This is a genomic window from Rugamonas sp. FW305-51 (assembly GCF_058786935.1).
Genome location: NZ_JBYSZG010000058.1, coordinates 1 through 16,496 on the forward strand (window position 1 = coordinate 1; position 16,496 = coordinate 16,496).

Here is a 16,496-nt window from a genome sequence, read left to right on the forward strand (position 1 = left end):
GGTTTTGGGGGCGGTGGCGGCGGCTTCGGCGGCGGCGGCGCGTCCGGCAGGTGGTAGCCATGGGCAAGCTGAAACGCATGCTGCGCCATCTTTGCACACCGCATTGGCGGCTGCGCCTGGCCTTTCCGGCGGCGACGCTGGAAGTCATCGAACGGGAAATCCGCAACTGCGAACGGCTGCATGGCGGCGAAGTGCGCTTCGCCGTGGAAGCGGCCCTGCCCCTGCCGGCCCTGTGGCGCGGCACCACGGCGCGCGAACGGGCCGTCGACCTGTTTTCGCACCTGCGCATGTGGGATACCAACGAACGCAACGGCGTGCTGATCTACCTGCTGCTGGCCGACCATAGCGTGGAAATCGTGGCCGACCGCGGCGTCCACGCGCTGGCCGGACAGCCCCATTGGGGCCGCGTGTGCCGCCGCATGCAGCGCGCCTTCGGCCACGGCAGCTACGAACGGGGTACGGCCAGCGCCGTGCGCATGGTCGGCCGCATGCTGGCCCGCTACTACCCGCCCGTGGCCGGACGGCCCAACGAATTACCCGACAAGGTGGTCGTGCTGTAGCGCCGGCCGCCTGTCTTTTTCACTCTAACCTGTAACGAAAGCAACTATGTTTACCACCATCCTGGTTCCCACCGACGGCTCCGAGCTGTCCGAGCGCGCCGCCCACGCCGCCATCGAGTTTGCCCGCGATTGCGGCGCCAAGGTGGAAGTGCTGGCCGTCTGGCAATCTTATCCCTATTCGCCGTACGCCGAATTCGGCGCCGTGCTGGACGTGGAGGCATACGGCAAGCAGATGCTGGCCGAGGCCGAACAGGCGGCCCAGCGCGTGGCCGACGACGCCGCCGAAGCGGGCGTGCCGTGCACCGTGCACGTGGTCGATTCCTTCAGCCCCTACGAGGAAATCCTGAAAGCGGTGGAACAGTACCACTGCGACCTGGTCTGCATGGCCACCCACGGCCGGCGCGGCCTGGGCCAGCTGCTGCTGGGCAGCCAGACCCGCCTCGTCACCACCCACTGCCCGGTGCCGGTGCTGGTCTACCGTTAATCGAGCGCCTTGCGGAAACGCAGCACGGACACGGTCAGCAACACGATGCCGATGGCGGCCAGCGCCGCCATCTGCGGCCACAGCACGTCCAGTCCCACGCCCTTGAGGAAGGTGCCGCGGATGATGACGAGGTAGTAGCGCAGCGGGTCGAGCAGCGTCAGCCACTGGAGCGCATGCGGCATGCTGGCGATCGGGAAGCTGAAGCCGGACAGGATGAACATCGGGTTCAGCACGAAGAAGTTGGAGGCGAAGGCCTGCTGCTGGGTAGTGCAGATGGTCGAGATGAACAGCCCGATCGACAGTATGCTGATCAGGAAAAGGCAGGTGGCGGCGAACAGCAGGAACGGATTGCCGACGAAGGGGATGTGGAACCAGAACATGCCCACGCCGGTCACCAGCACCACCTCGATCAGGCCGATCAGGAAGAACGGCAGCGTCTTCCCGAGGATGAATTCGGCCGGCCGGATCGGCGTGACCAGCAACTGCTCCAGCGTGCCCACCTCGCGCTCGCGCACGATGGCGAAGGCCGTCAGGTTGACGATGGTAATCAAGGTCAGCGTCCCTATCACACCCGGCACGAAGAACCAGCGGCTGTTCAGGTTGGGGTTGTACCAGTAGCGCTGGGCCACGTCGATGTGCACCAGGGGCCGCGCCAGTGCATGGCCCGTGCGCTGGGCCAGTTCCAGCGCTTGCGCCTGGCCGTAGCTATTGGCGATGTCGCCCACGTAGCCGAGCGCGATCAGGGCCGTATTCGAATTGGTCCCGTCCAGCAGCACCTGCAGCGGCGCGCTCTGGCCCTTGCGCAGCAAGGCCGCGAAGCCGGGCGGCACCACGATGGCCACCTGGGCCGAACTGCTGGCCACGGCCTGTTCCGCCTCCTGGTGGGTGCCGGCCACCGTGGTCAGCTCGAAGCGGCTGCTGTGGACAAAGGCGGCCACCAGCGCCCGGCTTTCCGGCGTGTGGTCCTGGTCCAGCATGGCGGTGGACACGTTGAACACTTCGAACGTGGCCGCGTAGCCGAACAGCAGCATCTGTATCATGGGCGGGATCAGCAGGCGGAAACGGGCCGACTTGTCGCGCTTCAGTTGCAGGAATTCCTTGATCAGCAGTTGGGCGATACGGCGCAGCATAGTGTCAGTCCAGTGTCTTGCGGAAGGCGCGCGCGGCCAGCACGACCAGCGCCACGGCGTAGGCGGCCAGGCAGGCCACGGGCACGGCCAGCTCGGCCAGCGTGGAACCCTTGAGGAATACGGCCTTCAGGATCGTCACGTAGTAGCGCGCGCTGACCAGGTAGGTCACGTCCTGCACCACGGCCGGCATCTGGTCGATGGGGAAGGAAAAACCGGACAGCAAGGTGGTGGGCAGCATGGTCAGCACCAGCGCCACCTGGCTCGCGCCCACCTGGCTGCGCAGCGCCACCGACACACAATAGCCGATGCACAGCACCACGATCAGGAACAGCGCCGTGGTCAGCATCAGCGTGACGATGGTGCCGCGGAACGGCACCTCGAACCAGCCCACGGCCAGCGCCAGGCAGATCGCGGCGTCCAGCATGCCGAGCACGAAGTACGGCGCCAGCTTGCCGATCATCAGTTCCATCGGCTGCACCGGCGTGGACACCAGCAGCTCCATCGTGCCGCGTTCCCACTCGCGGGCGATGGTCAGCGACGTCAGTTGGGCGCCGACGATGGCCATCACCAGCGCCACCACGCCGGGAATGATGAAATTGCGGCTTTCGAGCTCCTCGTTGAACCACACGCGGGCCTGCACCAGCACCGGGGTCTGGGTCGGGATGCGGCCGCCCTGGCGCTGGATCGCCTTCAGCTGGATCTCGCTGGCGTAGCCGCCCACCACCAGCCGCGCATAGTTGGCGGCGATGTTGGCGGTGTTGGAATCGGTGCCGTCCACCAGCAGCTGGACGGTGGCCCCGCCCTGGTCGGCCAGGTTGCGCGTAAAGCCGGACGGGATCACCAGGGCCACCGTGCAGCTCCGGGCGTCGAGGCCGCGGATCACGTCGGCGTGGCTGGTGGCCGTCACCGGCGGCTGGAAGTAGCGCGAACTGGCAAAGCGGGCCAGCAAGTCCTTGCTTTGCTGGCTGCCTTCCTGGTCGTAGGCGCAGATGGGGATGGCGTCCACGTCCAGGTTCACGCCGTAGCCGAGCATGAACATCTGCATCAGCGGCAGCAGCAAGGCGATCATCAGGCTGCGCGGGTCACGCAGCACCTGCAGGGTTTCCTTGCGCGCGATGGCGACGATGCGGCGCAGTTTCATGGTGCCGCTCCCGCGTCTCCAGCTACGCCGGCACTGGCGGCGGCCCCATTGCGCTGGCGCGACTTGCGCACCAGGTGCACGAACATGTCTTCCATGCCCGGTTCGATGGCGCGGCAGCGCGCGCCGGGCTGGCCGTGCTGCTCCAGCAGGGTGACGATGGCGGCGCCGTCGCGCTCCGCATCGTCCACCAGCAGATGCAGCGCGTTGCCGAATACGGCCGCATCATGCACGCCCGGCGCGCCGGCCAGCACGTCCAGCGCGGCACCGGGATTGACGCATTCCAGCTCCACCAGCGCGCCGCCGATCGACTGGTGCTTGAGCTCATTGGGCGTGCCCAGCGCGATCAGCTTGCCCGATTCGATCATGGCGATGCGCATGCAGTACTCCGCCTCGTCCATGTAGTGGGTCGACACCAGTACGCTCACGCCGTCCGCGCTCAGCTCGTGGATCAGGTTCCAGAAACGGCGCCGCGAGCCGGGATCGACGCCGGACGTAGGTTCGTCCAGGAACAGCACGCGCGGCCGGTGCAGGATGGCGCAGCCCAGCGCAAGCCGCTGCTTCCAGCCGCCGGCCAGGGTGGTGACCAGTGCATCCTCCCTGCCCTCCAGGCCCGCCATGCGCACGGCATAGGCCACGCGTTCCTCGATCTCGCCACGCGCCACGCCGTAGATGCCGCCGAAAAAGCGCAGGTTCTCCGCCACGCTCAAGTCGCCGTACAGCGAGAACTTCTGCGACATGTAGCCGATACGCTGGCGCACGGCCTCCGGGTCCTGGGCGATGTCGATGCCATCCACCACGGCACGTCCGCCGCCGGGGCGCAGCAGGCCGCACAGCACCCGTATCAGTGTCGACTTTCCGGCGCCATTGGGGCCCAGGAAGCCCATGATCTCGCCCCGGCCCACGTCGAAGCTGACGTCGTCCAGCGCCCGGAAGGCGCCGAAGTGCTTGCTCAGGTGCTCGACCTGGATGGCTGGCTGGGCGTCCATCATGCCCCCTTGTGCTTGCGTTCGAGCAGGGCCACGAACAGGTCTTCGATGGTGGGCTCGATGGTTTCGACTGGCCCGGACGGCACGCCGGCCGCCTGCAGGGCCTGTGCCAGCGCCGCGCTGCGGGCCGCCGCGTCGTCCACGTGCACGTGCACCCCGTCGCCCACCAGCAGCACGCCTTGCACACCCTCCAGGCGCTCGATGGCGGCGGCAGCTTCGCGCGGGCGCGCGCTCGTCACGCGCACGATGGCGCCCGGCATCTCGCGCTTGAGCTGCTGCGGCGTGTCGCAATACATCATGCTGCCCTCGTCGAACAGGGCCAGCCGGTCGCAGCGCTCGGCCTCGTCCAGGTAGGCGGTCGAGATCACCATCGCTACGCCGGTGGCGCGCAGCGAATACAGGATCTGCCAGAACTCGCGCCGCGAGACGGGATCGACGCCGGTGGTCGGTTCGTCCAGCAGCAGCACGCGCGGCGCGTGCACCAGGGCGCAGGTCAGGCCCAGCTTCTGCTTCATGCCGCCCGACAGCTGGCCGGCCAGGCGCTGGCGGAACGGCATCATGCCCGACGCCGTCAGCAGCTGCACGGCGCGCTCCTGCCACACCTTGCGCGGCACGTCGAACAGGTCGGCGAAGAAGCGGATGTTCTCGTCCACCGTCAAGTCGTCGTACAGGCCGAATCGCTGCGGCATGTAGCTCACGTGGCGCTTGGTGCGTTCGGGATCGGCCACCACGTCCACCTCGTCGATGCGGATGGCGCCGGCGTCGGCCCGCATCACGCTGGCCAGCATGCGCATGGTGGTGGTCTTGCCCGCCCCGTCCGGGCCCACCAGGCCGAAAATTTCGCCTTGCCGCACGGAGAAGCTCACATTGTCCACCGCCGTCAGCGCGCCGAAGCGCTTGCTCACGCCGCGCACGTCCAGTGCCAGCGGCGGTTGCTGCGGGGGCTGCGGGGGCTGCGGCGCTGGCGGCGGCGAGGGCTGCGGCCGCGGCGTCGGGGGCTGCGGCTGCGGCGGCGTGGCCGGGGACTGGTCCGTCATGGCTGGGCCGGCGCCAGCACGGCGTCGGCCGGCATGCCGGGCACGAACTGGCGGTTGCGGTTGTCGATGTCGATCTTGACCCGGTACACCAGGGTGACGCGCTCGGCGTGCGTTTCCACACTGCGCGGCGTGAATTCGGCCTTGGCGGCGATGAACGACAGCTTGCCCGTGAAGCGCTTGTCCGGGAAGCTGTCGCTGGTGACGGCCACTTCCTGCCCCAGCCGCACCCGTCCCAGGTCGCTCTCGTTCAGGTAGGCCCGCAGCCACACATGATCGAGGTCGGCCAGCGTGATGATGGGCGTGCCGGGCGCCACCACCTCGCCCAGCTCGGCCTGGCGGGTCAGCACCACGCCGTCGAACGGCGCGGCCAGCGTGGCGTAGCTGGCCATGATGCGGCTCAGCTGCTCGGTCTGCTCGCCGCTGTGGACCCCGGCCTGCGCCACCTTGACGCTGCGCTGGGCCACCTGCGCCAGGGCGCGGTCGCGCTCGAGCTGGGCGCGTGCCTGCTTGAGGGCCGTAGCCGCGTTGTCGAGCGCCGCCGTAGCCAGGAAGCCTTGCCGCTGCAAGGCCTGGCTGCGTTCCACGTCCAGCTGGCGCTGGGCCAGCGTGGCCAGGTCCGCCTCCACCGTCTTGCGACTGGCGGCCACGTTTTCCAGTGCCATCTCCAGCTGGCTGCGCTGCACGGCGACGCCGGCGGCGGCCACCGCCACTTGCTGGTTCAGCTCCTGCTGGTCCACCACGGCCAGCACCGTGCCCTTGGCCACCCACTGGCCTTCGTTGAACGGCAGTTGCACCACCCGCGCCTGCAAGCCGTTAAAACTGAGCACGCTCTCGTGGGCTTCGATATTGCCCGACAGGTGGATGGTCTGGCCCGGCCGCTCGCGATGCCATTGCGGCAGCACGCCGCTGAAGTACAGCGCCGAAACCAGCAGCACGACTCCGCTCGCGATGGTCAGTTTTTTCTTATTCATGTCATATTTTCTTGTCAGGTACTGGCGGTCTTGGCTGCGGTCTTGGCTACCGTGTTGGCTGTTTTGCGTTTGCGGCGCGGCGTGGCCGTGATGGCGGCTTTGCCGACGTCGGCCGCCAGGCGGGCCGGCCACGGCATGGTCAGGCAACGCAGCAGCAGCGATTCGAATTCCGTCACCATGTGGCGGGCCAGCACGTCGGGGTCGGGTACCCGCTGCACGTCGGCCACCACGCCCAGGTTGACCTGGCCCGCGTAACTGAGGATGCTGATGCCCAGCCCGATGCCGCCCGATTGCGGCACCCAGAACACCTGGCGCTCGATGCGCTGGCCCGCCAGGTAGCGCGTTTCCGGCGCGCCGCGCACGTTGGTCACGACGGCGCTGGCGTTGGCGGCCAGCGCCTGCACCAGCGTCTCGCGCAGCCCGGCCGGGGCGGCGCCCATGCACGCCAAGATGCCCAGCGCCACCGTGGCCTGCTGCGAATGCTTGAGCGCCTCCATCCGTTCGTGGACCAGCCGGGTGCGCCGCAGCGCGTCGGCCTCGCCCAGCGGCAGGCCGAGGAACACGAGGCCAAAGTGGTTACCCAGCTCCATGACGGGGCCGGGCGGACGCAGGTTGACGGGCACCAGGGCCCGCATTTCCACCCCGTCCACGGCATCGCCCTGGTCCAGCAGGTAGCCGCGCAGGGCCGCCGTCACGCACGACAGCAGCACGTCGTTGACGGAGCATGACAGCGCGTTGGCCACCGCCTTCACTTCGTCCAGCGCCAGCGGTCGGGCGCAGGCCACCCGCTTCATCACGCCCAGCGGGCCCTTGAAACGGGTGGCGCAGTCGGGTTCCATGGCGGCGATCACACCCAGTTCCGCCGCCAGGTCGATGCCGCGCCGGGCCGCCGCCAGCGCATGTTCGGGATGGCCGCTCCAGTCGGCCGCCAGGCTGTAGGCCGTGCGCGCCAGGCGCACGCCGTCGCCGGCCAGCTCCGTCACCTGGCCCAGCACCTTTTCCCACGCGGCCCGCGGCGGCGGCGTGCCGTCCAGATCCGGCGACGGCAGGCCGTGGTGGCCGGGGCTGCTGTCCGTCAGCGCGCCCATCACGTGCGACAGGGCGAAACCATCGCCGTAGCAGTGGTGGATGCGCAGCATCAGCGCGCTGTGGCCGGCGTCCACGTCGATCAGGTGAAACTGCCACATCGGCTTGGTGGGGTCCAGCGCCGTGCTGACCAACTCGCCGGCCAGGCGGTCCAGGCCCCGCTGGCCCCCGCCGCGCGGCAGGGCCAGCTGGCGCACGTGCCAGTCCAGGTCGAAGGCCGCATCCGTCTCCCAGTAGGCTTCGCCGCCGTCCCAGCCCACCTTTTGCCGGAAGCGGTGGAAGCACAGCATCCGCTCGCGCACCACGGCCTTGAGCCGGGCCAGGTCCAGCCGCCCGCCAAAAGTCATCAGGCCGCAGATCATCATCAGGTTGGTCGGACGGTCCATGCGCAGCCACGCATGATCGATCACCGACAGCGGTTCGCGTTCATTGCCCATGGCAGGCGCGGTAGGACGGGTGGCCGGAGCCGGGTTGACAGGTCATTGCATATCTCCTTGCCGCGGTGTTGGGACTGGAACGGGGGCAATTTCGCGTTCCAGTCTTGTCAAGTCATCTGCACATGGTGGACTGATGAAAATGATATTGCATTGACCTGTATCAAATTCACAAATAGCAGCTTTTCTTAGTAACGCAACAATTATGATCGCGCACGGCATGATTTGCGTCACCTTGCGCCGCTTGCGGATACACTAACTTGAACAGCTGTATAACTCTTGCTGCCCGGGAAATGAATGTGAGCGACCAGCCACCCAACCGTCCGCCCTTGCCGTCCCCCGCCAACCGCATACCGCGCAGTTCGTGGTATTGGGCCATCGGCCTGGTGGCGATGTCGTTGTGGCTGTTGTTCGGCAACCCGCCGCCGGGCACCCCGCTGCCCTACAGCGAATTCAAATTGCTGTTGCATGCCGGCAAGTTGCATGACTTGTCCGTCAGCGAGCGCCAGGTCAGCGGCGCCATCGCGGACGCGCCGCTGGAGCCGCCGCTGAGCAAGGAGCGGGCCGATGTCCTGCGTGCGGCCACCAAGGGCCATCCCGGCTTCACCACCCTGCGCGTGACGGACCCGGACCTGGTCAAGGACCTGGAAGCGGCGCACGTCAATTACACGGCCGAGGAAGAAAGCCGCCTGCCCATGCTGCTGTCGTGGCTCGCGCCGGGCCTGCTGTTGCTGCTGTTCTGGCGCATGGCCATGCCGGCTGGCGGCGGCATCGGCGGACTGATGGAGGTGGGCAAGAGCAAGGCCCGCGTCTACATGCAGAAGGATACGGGCGTCACGTTCAAGGATATCGCCGGCATCGACGAAGCCCGCGACGAGCTGATGCTGATCGTGGAATTTCTCAAGCATCCCGAGCGCTACCGGCGCCTGGGCGGGCGCATCCCCAAGGGCGTGCTGATCGTGGGCGCGCCGGGCACGGGCAAGACGCTGCTGGCCAAGGCCGTGGCGGGCGAGGCCGGTGTGCCCTTCTTCTCCATCGGCGGTTCAGAATTTGTCGAAATGTTCGTCGGCGTGGGCGCGGCCCGCGTGCGCAGCCTGTTCGAGCAGGCGCAGCAGCAGGCGCCCTGCATCATCTTCATCGACGAGCTGGACGCACTGGGCAAGGCACGCGGCCTGGCCTCCATGGGCGGCCACCAGGAGCACGAACAGACGCTCAACCAGCTGCTGGTGGAAATGGACGGCTTCGACGCCAACACGGGCGTCATCATCATGGCCGCCACCAACCGGCCGGAGGTACTGGACCCCGCCCTGCTGCGGCCGGGCCGCTTCGACCGCCATATCGCGCTGGACCGGCCCGACCTGAACGGGCGGCGCCAGATCCTGGCCGTCCACGTCAAGCAGGTGCGGCTGGGCGCGGACGTGGACCTGGAACGGCTGGCCGCCACCACGGCCGGTTTTGCCGGCGCCGACCTGGCCAACCTGGTCAACGAGGCGGCGCTGCACGCGGCCAATGCCGACAAGGACCAGATCGACATGGACGACTTCGTGCAGGCGCTCGACCGCATCGTCGGCGGCATCGAGAAGAAGACGCGGGTCATGAATCCGGTGGAAAAGGAAACCGTGGCCTACCACGAGTCTGGCCACGCGCTGGTGGCCGAACTGCGGCCCCATGCCGACCGGGTGGCCAAGATTTCCATCATCCCGCGTGGCGTGGCGGCGCTGGGCTACACCCAGCAGACGCCTACCGAGGACCGCTACCTGATGCGCCATAGCGAACTGCTGGAACGGCTGGACGTGCTGCTGGGCGGGCGCGTGGCCGAGGAGCTGGTGTACGGCGACGTTTCCACCGGCGCCCAGAACGACTTGCAGCGGGCCACCGAGCTGGCGGTGCAGATGGTCAGCCAGTACGGCATGAGCAGCCGGCTGGGGCTGGCCACCTATGAACAACCGGCGCAAGGCGCCTGGTGGAATGGCATGGCGGGCACGCCGGGCACGCACAAGGGCTACAGCGAGCGCACGGCCCGCACGATAGACGCGGAAGTGACACAGCTGCTGGCCGACGCGCAGGCGCGCGTGCGCGCCACGCTGGAGCAGCACCGCCCCATACTCGACGCGCTGGCCAGGCGCCTGCTGCAAACGGAGGTGGTCGAACGCAGCACGCTGACGGCGCTCCTCAACAGCAATGGCGCCGACGCTGGCGACGGTGCCCACGCTGGCGACGATGTACACGCCGGCATTGCAGCACCGGTGCACGATCCTGCCGCGCCGTCCGCCCCGCCCGGCCGCCCCGTCTCGCCGCCGGCGCCGCAATGAGCCGGCGTTGCTCCGTCCTGCTGTCTGCCGCAGCCTTCCTGATCCTTGCCATCTGCGGGCAGGCCATGGCCTTGGCCCTGGAAGGCACGGTCGTCAGCCAGCCGGACCGGACGCCGCTGGCCGGCGCCATCGTCACATCCGGCGCGCTCACCACGCGCACCGATGCAGCGGGCCGTTTCCAGCTGCCGTTGACGGGAACGTCGCTCGCCGTGCGGGCGCCCGGCTACCAGCGCCTGCAGCTGGCCGAGGCGGCCGGCCAGGAACGCATGCCGCCCATTGTGCTGGCGCCGTTCCAGCCCAAGGCCGTGTATTTGTCCGTGTATGGGATCGGCAGCAGCATCCTGCGCGACGCCGCCCTGAAGCTGGAGGACCAGACGGCGCTCAATGCCCTGGTGATCGACGTCAAGGGCGACCGTGGGCTGATTCCCTACCTGAGCGCCCTGCCGCTGGCCAGCACGATAGGCGCCCAGAAGGTGCGCTCCGTGAGCGACATGCCGGCCATGGTCAAGCTGCTGCGGCAGAAGAACATCTACCTGATCGGCCGCATCGTCGTCTTCAAGGACGATCTGCTGGCCGCCGCCCATCCCGAACTGGCCCTGCACGGCGCCGACGGCGCGCTGTGGCACGACCGCGAAGGCCTGGCATGGCTGGACCCGATGCGCGAGGACAGCTGGCGTTACAGCCTTGACGTGGCCGAAGAGGCTGCGCGGCTGGGCTTCGACGAGATCCAGTTCGACTACGTGCGTTTTCCTGACGCCCTCGGCCTGCGCTACGCCCAGCCCAACACCCAGGCCAACCGGGTTGCCGCCATCACCGGCTTCCTGAACGCGGCCCGCATGCGGCTGGCACCCTACAATGTGTTCGTGGCCGCCGACATCTTCGGCTACGTGCTGTGGAATACGGACGACACGGCCATCGGCCAGGAGCTCGACCATCTGCTGCAGGCGGTCGATTATGTGTGCCCGATGCTGTACCCGTCCGGGTTCACATGGGGCCTGCCGGGTACGCCCAACCCCGTCGAACATCCGTACGACATCGTGTACCGCTCGCTGCAACGGGCCAAGCTGCGCACCGGACTGCCGGGAAACCGTTTCCGCCCCTGGCTGCAGGACTTTACGGATTATGCCTTCGACCGCCGCAAGTTCGACGCCGACGAGGTACAGGCCCAGATCGAGGCGGCCCGCGCGGCCGGCAGCAACGGCTGGATGCTGTGGAATCCCCGCAACCACTACGGCCGCGAAGGCCTGCCGTGCGACGACGGCGGCTGCCCGCCGTAGACCCGCGCCGGCAAGCCAGCCGCCGCTACAGCCGCTCCAGGCAGCGGAAATGCTCCAGCGCCTCGCGCCGGAACGGGTTGATGACGCTGCTGGCCGTCAGGCTGTAGCTCAGTTTGTGGCCGTCGATGTCATAGGTCAGCTTGAAGCGCTCGCCCTGCGGCGTCGGCTCCAGCGTGCCCAGGTCTATCATGCGCAGCCACGCCCACGCGCCTTCCGTGCGCAGGCTGCGGGCCCCGGCCGGCGTCGTCTCCAGCCGCACCAGGCCACTGCCCTTGCCGCTGGGCACTTGCAGCGACGCGGACCGCACCGTCGCGGCCGGGCCGAACGGGACCGGCTGGCCGTCGATCTCCAGCAGCACCTGGCTCAGGGCCGGATCGGCGCCGACCAGCTTGAGGTCGAAACGCATCGAGGCCTGCTTGCCGCCGGCGCCGAAATAGGCGTCGCGCACCTGCGCCGCGCGCTGGAAGTTATCGAGCACGTCCTGCGGTATGCCGAGCGTGACCTTGTCGCCGTTGGGACGCCAGCGCCACTGGCGCCCGCCCATGTCCACGTAGGGCAGCAGGTTCTGTTGGAAGAACTGGTCCACCAGCCCGCCGGGCGCGAAGAACTTGCCGAAATCGTCCTGCGTCACTTCCTGGGTGGCGCTGCGCACCAGCGGGTAGCGGCCGGCGATGGCCTGGCGGCAGAACTGGGCGGCACTGGCCGTCCACAGCGCGTTCAGGCGTTCGCGCTCGCTGCCCATGGTCAGGCCGGAGCCACCGCTGTCGATATTCTTGAGCATCTGGCCCAGCGGCGCGGCCTTGCCGTCGCCTTCCCGTTTCAGCTTGGCCAGCGCATCGCCGGGCGGCGGCGGCATGCCGGCCCGCTTGGCCGCTGCCGCCGCGTCGAAATAGGTGGCCACGTCACGCAGCATGGCCAGCAGGCCGTCCAGCGGCGCGGGCGAACCGGCCACCATGCGGTGCAGGTCGTCGAAGTGGACGTCGACCGGTATCTGCTGGGCGGCGACCGGGGCGCCGTCGCCGTCGGCCACACCGAGCACGGTTTCCAGCTTTTTCTTGTAGCTGTCGCTCTTGTCCTTGAGCGAGGCAAGCACCGACGATTCCGGCTTCTTGGCGGCGCTGGCGGCCAGCGTGGTCTCGCGGGCGGCCGCCACCAGCACCTTGCGCAGCGGCGAATCGACGCCCGACAGCATGGCCGTCACGCGGGCGCCCTGGTCCAGCGTGGCGAACGGCACGATGCTCAAATCGGCCAGGAAGCGGTCCCATTCCGCGATGTAGTCGTTGTAGTACAGCTGCAGCAGCGCGGCCCGGATCTGTTCATTGCCGGCCTTGCCCGTCACGGCTTCCTGGCGGTCCAGCACCCAGTTGTCGCGGCTCACGTCGTCCATGGCCTGCCCGCTCAGCTCCAGGAACTTGGCGTAGCCGGCCACCGAGAACATGCCCGGCACGCCGCGCGTGAGCGCTTCGCCACTGCGCCGCACCAGCACCTGGGGCGCGTCGCGTCCGCCGGCGGCTGTGGCGCTGAACTCGGGCAGCTGGGAATGGGCCAGCGTGCGTTTCAGCCCGTTGTACAGGCGCTGCTCGAGCGGCATGCGGGCCAGTGCCAGGCGCGTGTCCGCCACCAGCTGGGCATCGAGCTGCTGCGGCAGCTCGAAACCGGGATAAGCTTTCAGCAGCGCGGCCACGTGGCCCATCAGGGCCTCGCGCTGGGCCGGGCTGGCGTCGCCCATGTTGCGCAGCCAGTCCAGTTCCACCCAACCGGCGATGGAGGCGGCGTCGTAGTGGCGGGTGTCGCCCAGCATCAGGTAGAGCCGCAGCACTTCGTACAGGTAGTCGAGATTGTTCGCGCTGCCGCGCCGCAGCTGTTCCTCCATGCGGTGCACGATGCGGGGCAGCAGCGTGGCGCGCAGCGTGCGCAGGTACAGCGACTGGGCGCCGGCACCGAGCTTGTCGCCCTGGTACAGGCCCAGCGTCATCAGCAGCGGCACGTCCTGGCCCTGGGCCGCGTAGCCGGCCGGCAGGTCGCGCACAGCGTCCAGCAGCGGCAGGGTCTGGGCGGCGCTGGTGGCCGGCGTAACGGATTGCGCCAGCCTCGCCACGTCCGGCACCTTGTGATCGACCTGGCTCACCAGCCGGCTGTTGCGGGCGTAGCTGGTCAGCATGCCGGCCGTGCCCAGCAACAGCACCAGCGCGATGCCTACCGTGGCGGCCCATTGCAGGCGGCGCCGCTGACGCTCGAACTGGCGGTTCACGCCCGCCACTTCGGCCTCGGCGAAGATCACTTCGCGCAGCAGGCGGGTGATGAAGTAGCTGCGGCCGCTGGCCGCATTGGCCGGCAACACCTGCCGTTCCAGCCCGTAGGCGGCCGCCATGGCGCCCATCACGCGATCGATCGGATGGCCTTCCTGCGTGCCGCTGGTGAAGTAGACGCCGCGCAGCAAGGCCGCCGTTTCGTAGCGGGTCGACTGGAACACGTCCGTCAGGAAGGCATTGAGCACGTCGCCCAGGCCGGCGAACTGCTGCGGGAAACCGTACAGCAAGGCGCGCCGCTGGATGTCGCGCTCGCCCTGCATGCGCTGCAGCAGGCGCGATTGCAGCTGCCCTTCCAGCGACTGGAACTCGGCCGGGAAGGCGTTCAGCGACGCCATCACCTGCTCCGGTTCCACCAGCGGGAAGCTCATGCCCCACACCTGGCCCCGTTCGTCCTTGCCCATCTCGCCGAAGAACTCGGTGAAGCCGGCCAGCAGGTCGCACTTGGTGACCATGACGTAGATCGGGAAGCGCATGCCCAGTTGTTCATGCAAGTCCTGGATGCGGGCGCGGATGGCCAGCGCCTGCTGCTTGCGGTCCGCCTCGCCCTGTTGCAGCAGGTCGGCCACGCTGACGGCCAGGATCACGCCATTGATGGGCCGCCGCCGCCGGTGCTTGCGCAGCAGTTGCAGAAAGCCGCGCCAGGCCGCCTGGTCCACTTCCTCGTGGCTGTCCTGGGTGGTGTAGCGGCCGGCCGTGTCGAGCAGCACCGCTTCGTCCGTGAACCACCAGTCGCAGTTACGGGTGCCGCCCACGCCGCCCAGTGCGTTCTTGCCCAGCGTTTCGGCCAGCGGGAAGTTCAGGCCGGACTGCACCAGGGCCGTGGTCTTGCCCGCCCCCGGCGCGCCGACGAACATATACCACGGCAGCTGGTACAGGTACTGGCCGCCGCGCCGCCCGCTGCTCTTGCGCAGGATCTCCATCGCATCCTGCAGGCGCTTGGCCAGCAGCGTCACCTCGGCCTGGGACTGCTGCGCCTCCGGGCTGGGCGCCTGCTGCGCGCCGGCCACTCCGGCGGCCAGCCTGGCGTTGGCCATGCGCGCGGCGATCCATTTGTAGAGGAAGTAGCCGGCCCAGATCAACAGCAGCAGTGCGATCCAGAACCAGCGCACACCGCTCGAGGCGAATGGCTCCTTGCCGTTAAAGGCCAGCAGCGGCCCTTCGAACCAGATCACCAGCGACAGCAGCAGGACGCCGATCAGCGACAGCGGCGCGGGCCGCAACAACCAGGAAAAGATACGCTTCATAGGGTGGGATACTTCCTGTTTTCGGTTGCAGGGATAGTCAGGCCGAGGGCGGCGCCAGCAGCATGATGACCACGCGCCGGTTACGCGCGCGGTTGGCGGCGCTGTCGTTGGGCGCCACCGGCTCGGTGTCGCCCCGTCCCTCCACGCTGTAGCGCTCGGGCGGGCCGGCCCGTTCGCCCAGCATGCGCGCCACGGTGGCCGCGCGCCCTTTCGACAAGTCCCAGTTGGACGGGAAGCGGGTGGTGAAGCCGGTGGTGTTGTCCGTGTGGCCCACCACCTTGACCTTGCCGTCGATGGGGCGCAGCGCATCGCCTATCTTCTGCAGCAGCGGTACGAAGCTGGAGGTCACTTCCGCGCTGCCGGGCGCGAACACGCCGTTGCCCATCAAGGTGATGATGGAGCGGTCCGGCAGTTCGCTCACGCTCACCAGTCCCTGCTCGATCTCGGGCGCCAGGAACTTGGCCACCCTGGCCGGCGCGGCCGGCGCCGGCAGCGGCGCGGCGACGGCCGGCCCCGGCCAGGCGGCGACGGCAATGCCGTGCAGCCGCGCGTGCACCGGAGTCGATGCCCGGCTCAGGCTGTAACTGAGGCCCATGTGCAGCAGCACCAGCACGGACAGGGCGATGGCCGCCACCACCCACACCGGCAGCATGCGCCACAGCGCCTCGCCCTTGCCGCCGGCGCCGCGCCAGTTCAGCGACAGCGCCGGTTCGACATTGCCGCGCTGGCGCGTGATCAGCTCCAGCAAGCGTTCGCGCAGGATGTCGAGCTGCGCGCGGCCGCCGTCGAGCACGCGGTAGCGCCCTTCCAGACCCAGCGCCAGGCACAGGTACATCAGTTCCAATACGTCGATGTGGGTGCCGGGGTCCTGGCACAGCTTCTGCAACACCAGGAAGAACTTCTCGCCACCGGACGCTTCGTTATGGAACGTGACCAGCAGGCTGCGGCTGGACCACACGCCGCCGCTGCCCCACGGCGTGGCGGAGATGGTCTCGTCAAGAAAAGTGCACAGCGAGTAGCGGGCCACGGCGATCGCATCGACATGCACTTGCGCCGCCTTGGCCGTGTGCTCGAAGGTCTTGATCCCGGCAACCAGCTGCTGGCGCAGGTGTTCGACCTGGGGATAGGCGGCCATGTGGCGCAGCGGCAGCACCAGGTCGAGCAAGGGATTGGCCGCCGCCACCAGCGGGTTGAGGCCATGACCGCCCAGCCTGGGCACGGCCGGCGTGGGGCCGGTATCGGCGCCGGCCGCGGGCCCGGGGCCCTGCTGGGCTGGCGCGGCGGCAGCGGCAGCGGCAGCGCCGGCAGCGGGCACCGGTGCAGACGCGGGCGCGGGCGCCGCAGCGCGCTTGCCGCCGGGACTGGGGATCAGGATGGTGCGCTCGTCGTCGGGCGACGGCTGCTGCGGATCGTTGGTACTCACAGTAACATGACCTCCGGTTGGCGGATGACTGCAGGATGTACGGCTATGGTGCTAACTCCGATTGCGCTGGTACCTGTTGTGCTAGTACCGGTTGTGCCG

The 16,496-nt window shown here is 68.5% G+C and carries 12 protein-coding genes; 4 read left to right on the forward strand and 8 right to left on the reverse strand.

Annotated elements, in window-relative coordinates; genetic code table 11:
* Positions 1 to 59 precede the first annotated feature (59 nt).
* Together AC3WOS_RS25560 and AC3WOS_RS25565 are read left to right on the forward strand one after the other, a co-directional pair.
* Positions 60 to 560 (forward strand): TPM domain-containing protein, encoded by a 501-nt coding sequence (locus tag AC3WOS_RS25560; protein WP_492719753.1) that lies wholly within the window; start codon positions 60 to 62, stop codon positions 558 to 560.
* A gap of 46 nt (positions 561 to 606) precedes the next feature.
* The gene (locus AC3WOS_RS25565) at positions 607 to 1,044 is read left to right on the forward strand and encodes a universal stress protein (RefSeq protein ID WP_492719754.1); all 438 of its coding nucleotides are present in this window, start codon (positions 607 to 609) and stop codon (positions 1,042 to 1,044) included.
* Here AC3WOS_RS25565 and AC3WOS_RS25570 read toward each other — a convergent pair.
* The 6 genes from AC3WOS_RS25570 to AC3WOS_RS25595 are packed head-to-tail and all read right to left on the reverse strand — an operon-like array spanning position 1,041 to position 7,832.
* Positions 1,041 to 2,174 (reverse strand): ABC transporter permease, encoded by a 1,134-nt coding sequence (locus tag AC3WOS_RS25570; RefSeq protein ID WP_492719756.1) that lies wholly within the window; start codon positions 2,172 to 2,174, stop codon positions 1,041 to 1,043. The two genes, AC3WOS_RS25565 and AC3WOS_RS25570, sit on opposite strands and share 4 nt — an antisense overlap.
* A 4-nt stretch (positions 2,175 to 2,178) precedes the next feature.
* On the reverse strand, positions 2,179 to 3,315 hold the full coding sequence (locus AC3WOS_RS25575; protein ID WP_492719757.1) for an ABC transporter permease: 1,137 nt from the start codon (positions 3,313 to 3,315) through the stop codon (positions 2,179 to 2,181).
* A complete protein-coding gene (locus AC3WOS_RS25580) occupies positions 3,312 to 4,304 on the reverse strand; it encodes an ABC transporter ATP-binding protein (protein WP_492719758.1) in 993 nt (330 codons plus the stop codon). Before AC3WOS_RS25580 ends, AC3WOS_RS25575 begins: the two co-directional genes overlap by 4 nt.
* On the reverse strand, positions 4,301 to 5,338 hold the full coding sequence (locus tag AC3WOS_RS25585; RefSeq protein ID WP_492719760.1) for an ABC transporter ATP-binding protein: 1,038 nt from the start codon (positions 5,336 to 5,338) through the stop codon (positions 4,301 to 4,303). Before AC3WOS_RS25585 ends, AC3WOS_RS25580 begins: the two co-directional genes overlap by 4 nt.
* Positions 5,335 to 6,309: an HlyD family secretion protein gene (locus tag AC3WOS_RS25590; RefSeq protein ID WP_492719761.1), complete on the reverse strand. Its 975-nt coding sequence runs from the start codon at positions 6,307 to 6,309 to the stop codon at positions 5,335 to 5,337. The genes AC3WOS_RS25585 and AC3WOS_RS25590 overlap by 4 nt, the downstream gene beginning before the upstream one ends.
* A gap of 14 nt (positions 6,310 to 6,323) precedes the next feature.
* Positions 6,324 to 7,832 (reverse strand): wax ester/triacylglycerol synthase family O-acyltransferase, encoded by a 1,509-nt coding sequence (locus AC3WOS_RS25595; RefSeq protein WP_492719762.1) that lies wholly within the window; start codon positions 7,830 to 7,832, stop codon positions 6,324 to 6,326.
* Between the two features lie 389 nt (positions 7,833 to 8,221).
* Here AC3WOS_RS25595 and ftsH point away from each other — a divergent pair, with 389 nt between their 5' ends.
* Together ftsH and AC3WOS_RS25605 are read left to right on the forward strand one after the other, a co-directional pair.
* Positions 8,222 to 10,141, forward strand: a complete 1,920-nt coding sequence (gene ftsH / locus AC3WOS_RS25600; protein WP_492719785.1) for an ATP-dependent zinc metalloprotease FtsH — start codon at positions 8,222 to 8,224, stop codon at positions 10,139 to 10,141.
* On the forward strand, positions 10,138 to 11,418 hold the full coding sequence (locus tag AC3WOS_RS25605) for a putative glycoside hydrolase (RefSeq protein ID WP_492719764.1): 1,281 nt from the start codon (positions 10,138 to 10,140) through the stop codon (positions 11,416 to 11,418). The genes ftsH and AC3WOS_RS25605 overlap by 4 nt, the downstream gene beginning before the upstream one ends.
* 25 nt (positions 11,419 to 11,443) lie before the next feature.
* On the opposite strand, the gene tssM is transcribed toward AC3WOS_RS25605, so the two are convergent.
* Together tssM and icmH are read right to left on the reverse strand one after the other, a co-directional pair.
* On the reverse strand, positions 11,444 to 14,974 hold the full coding sequence (gene tssM, locus AC3WOS_RS25610; RefSeq protein ID WP_492719765.1) for a type VI secretion system membrane subunit TssM: 3,531 nt from the start codon (positions 14,972 to 14,974) through the stop codon (positions 11,444 to 11,446).
* Positions 14,975 to 15,011: 37 nt separating this feature from the next.
* Positions 15,012 to 16,397 (reverse strand): type IVB secretion system protein IcmH/DotU, encoded by a 1,386-nt coding sequence (gene icmH, locus AC3WOS_RS25615; protein ID WP_492719766.1) that lies wholly within the window; start codon positions 16,395 to 16,397, stop codon positions 15,012 to 15,014.
* Between the last annotated feature and the right edge of the window lie 99 nt (positions 16,398 to 16,496).

What these genes read in the sequence shown, in the direction of transcription:
- AC3WOS_RS25560 (WP_492719753.1), top strand. Translation starts at nt 60, where the DNA reads ATGGGCAAGCTGAAACGCATGCTGCGCCATCTTTGCACACCGCATTGG.
- AC3WOS_RS25565 (WP_492719754.1), top strand. Translation starts at nt 607, where the DNA reads ATGTTTACCACCATCCTGGTTCCCACCGACGGCTCCGAGCTGTCCGAG.
- AC3WOS_RS25570 (WP_492719756.1), bottom strand. Translation starts at nt 2,174, where the DNA reads ATGCTGCGCCGTATCGCCCAACTGCTGATCAAGGAATTCCTGCAACTG.
- AC3WOS_RS25575 (WP_492719757.1), bottom strand. Translation starts at nt 3,315, where the DNA reads ATGAAACTGCGCCGCATCGTCGCCATCGCGCGCAAGGAAACCCTGCAG.
- AC3WOS_RS25580 (WP_492719758.1), bottom strand. Translation starts at nt 4,304, where the DNA reads ATGATGGACGCCCAGCCAGCCATCCAGGTCGAGCACCTGAGCAAGCAC.
- AC3WOS_RS25585 (WP_492719760.1), bottom strand. Translation starts at nt 5,338, where the DNA reads ATGACGGACCAGTCCCCGGCCACGCCGCCGCAGCCGCAGCCCCCGACG.
- AC3WOS_RS25590 (WP_492719761.1), bottom strand. Translation starts at nt 6,309, where the DNA reads ATGAATAAGAAAAAACTGACCATCGCGAGCGGAGTCGTGCTGCTGGTT.
- AC3WOS_RS25595 (WP_492719762.1), bottom strand. Translation starts at nt 7,832, where the DNA reads ATGGGCAATGAACGCGAACCGCTGTCGGTGATCGATCATGCGTGGCTG.
- ftsH (WP_492719785.1), top strand. Translation starts at nt 8,222, where the DNA reads ATGTCGTTGTGGCTGTTGTTCGGCAACCCGCCGCCGGGCACCCCGCTG.
- AC3WOS_RS25605 (WP_492719764.1), top strand. Translation starts at nt 10,138, where the DNA reads ATGAGCCGGCGTTGCTCCGTCCTGCTGTCTGCCGCAGCCTTCCTGATC.
- tssM (WP_492719765.1), bottom strand. Translation starts at nt 14,974, where the DNA reads ATGAAGCGTATCTTTTCCTGGTTGTTGCGGCCCGCGCCGCTGTCGCTG.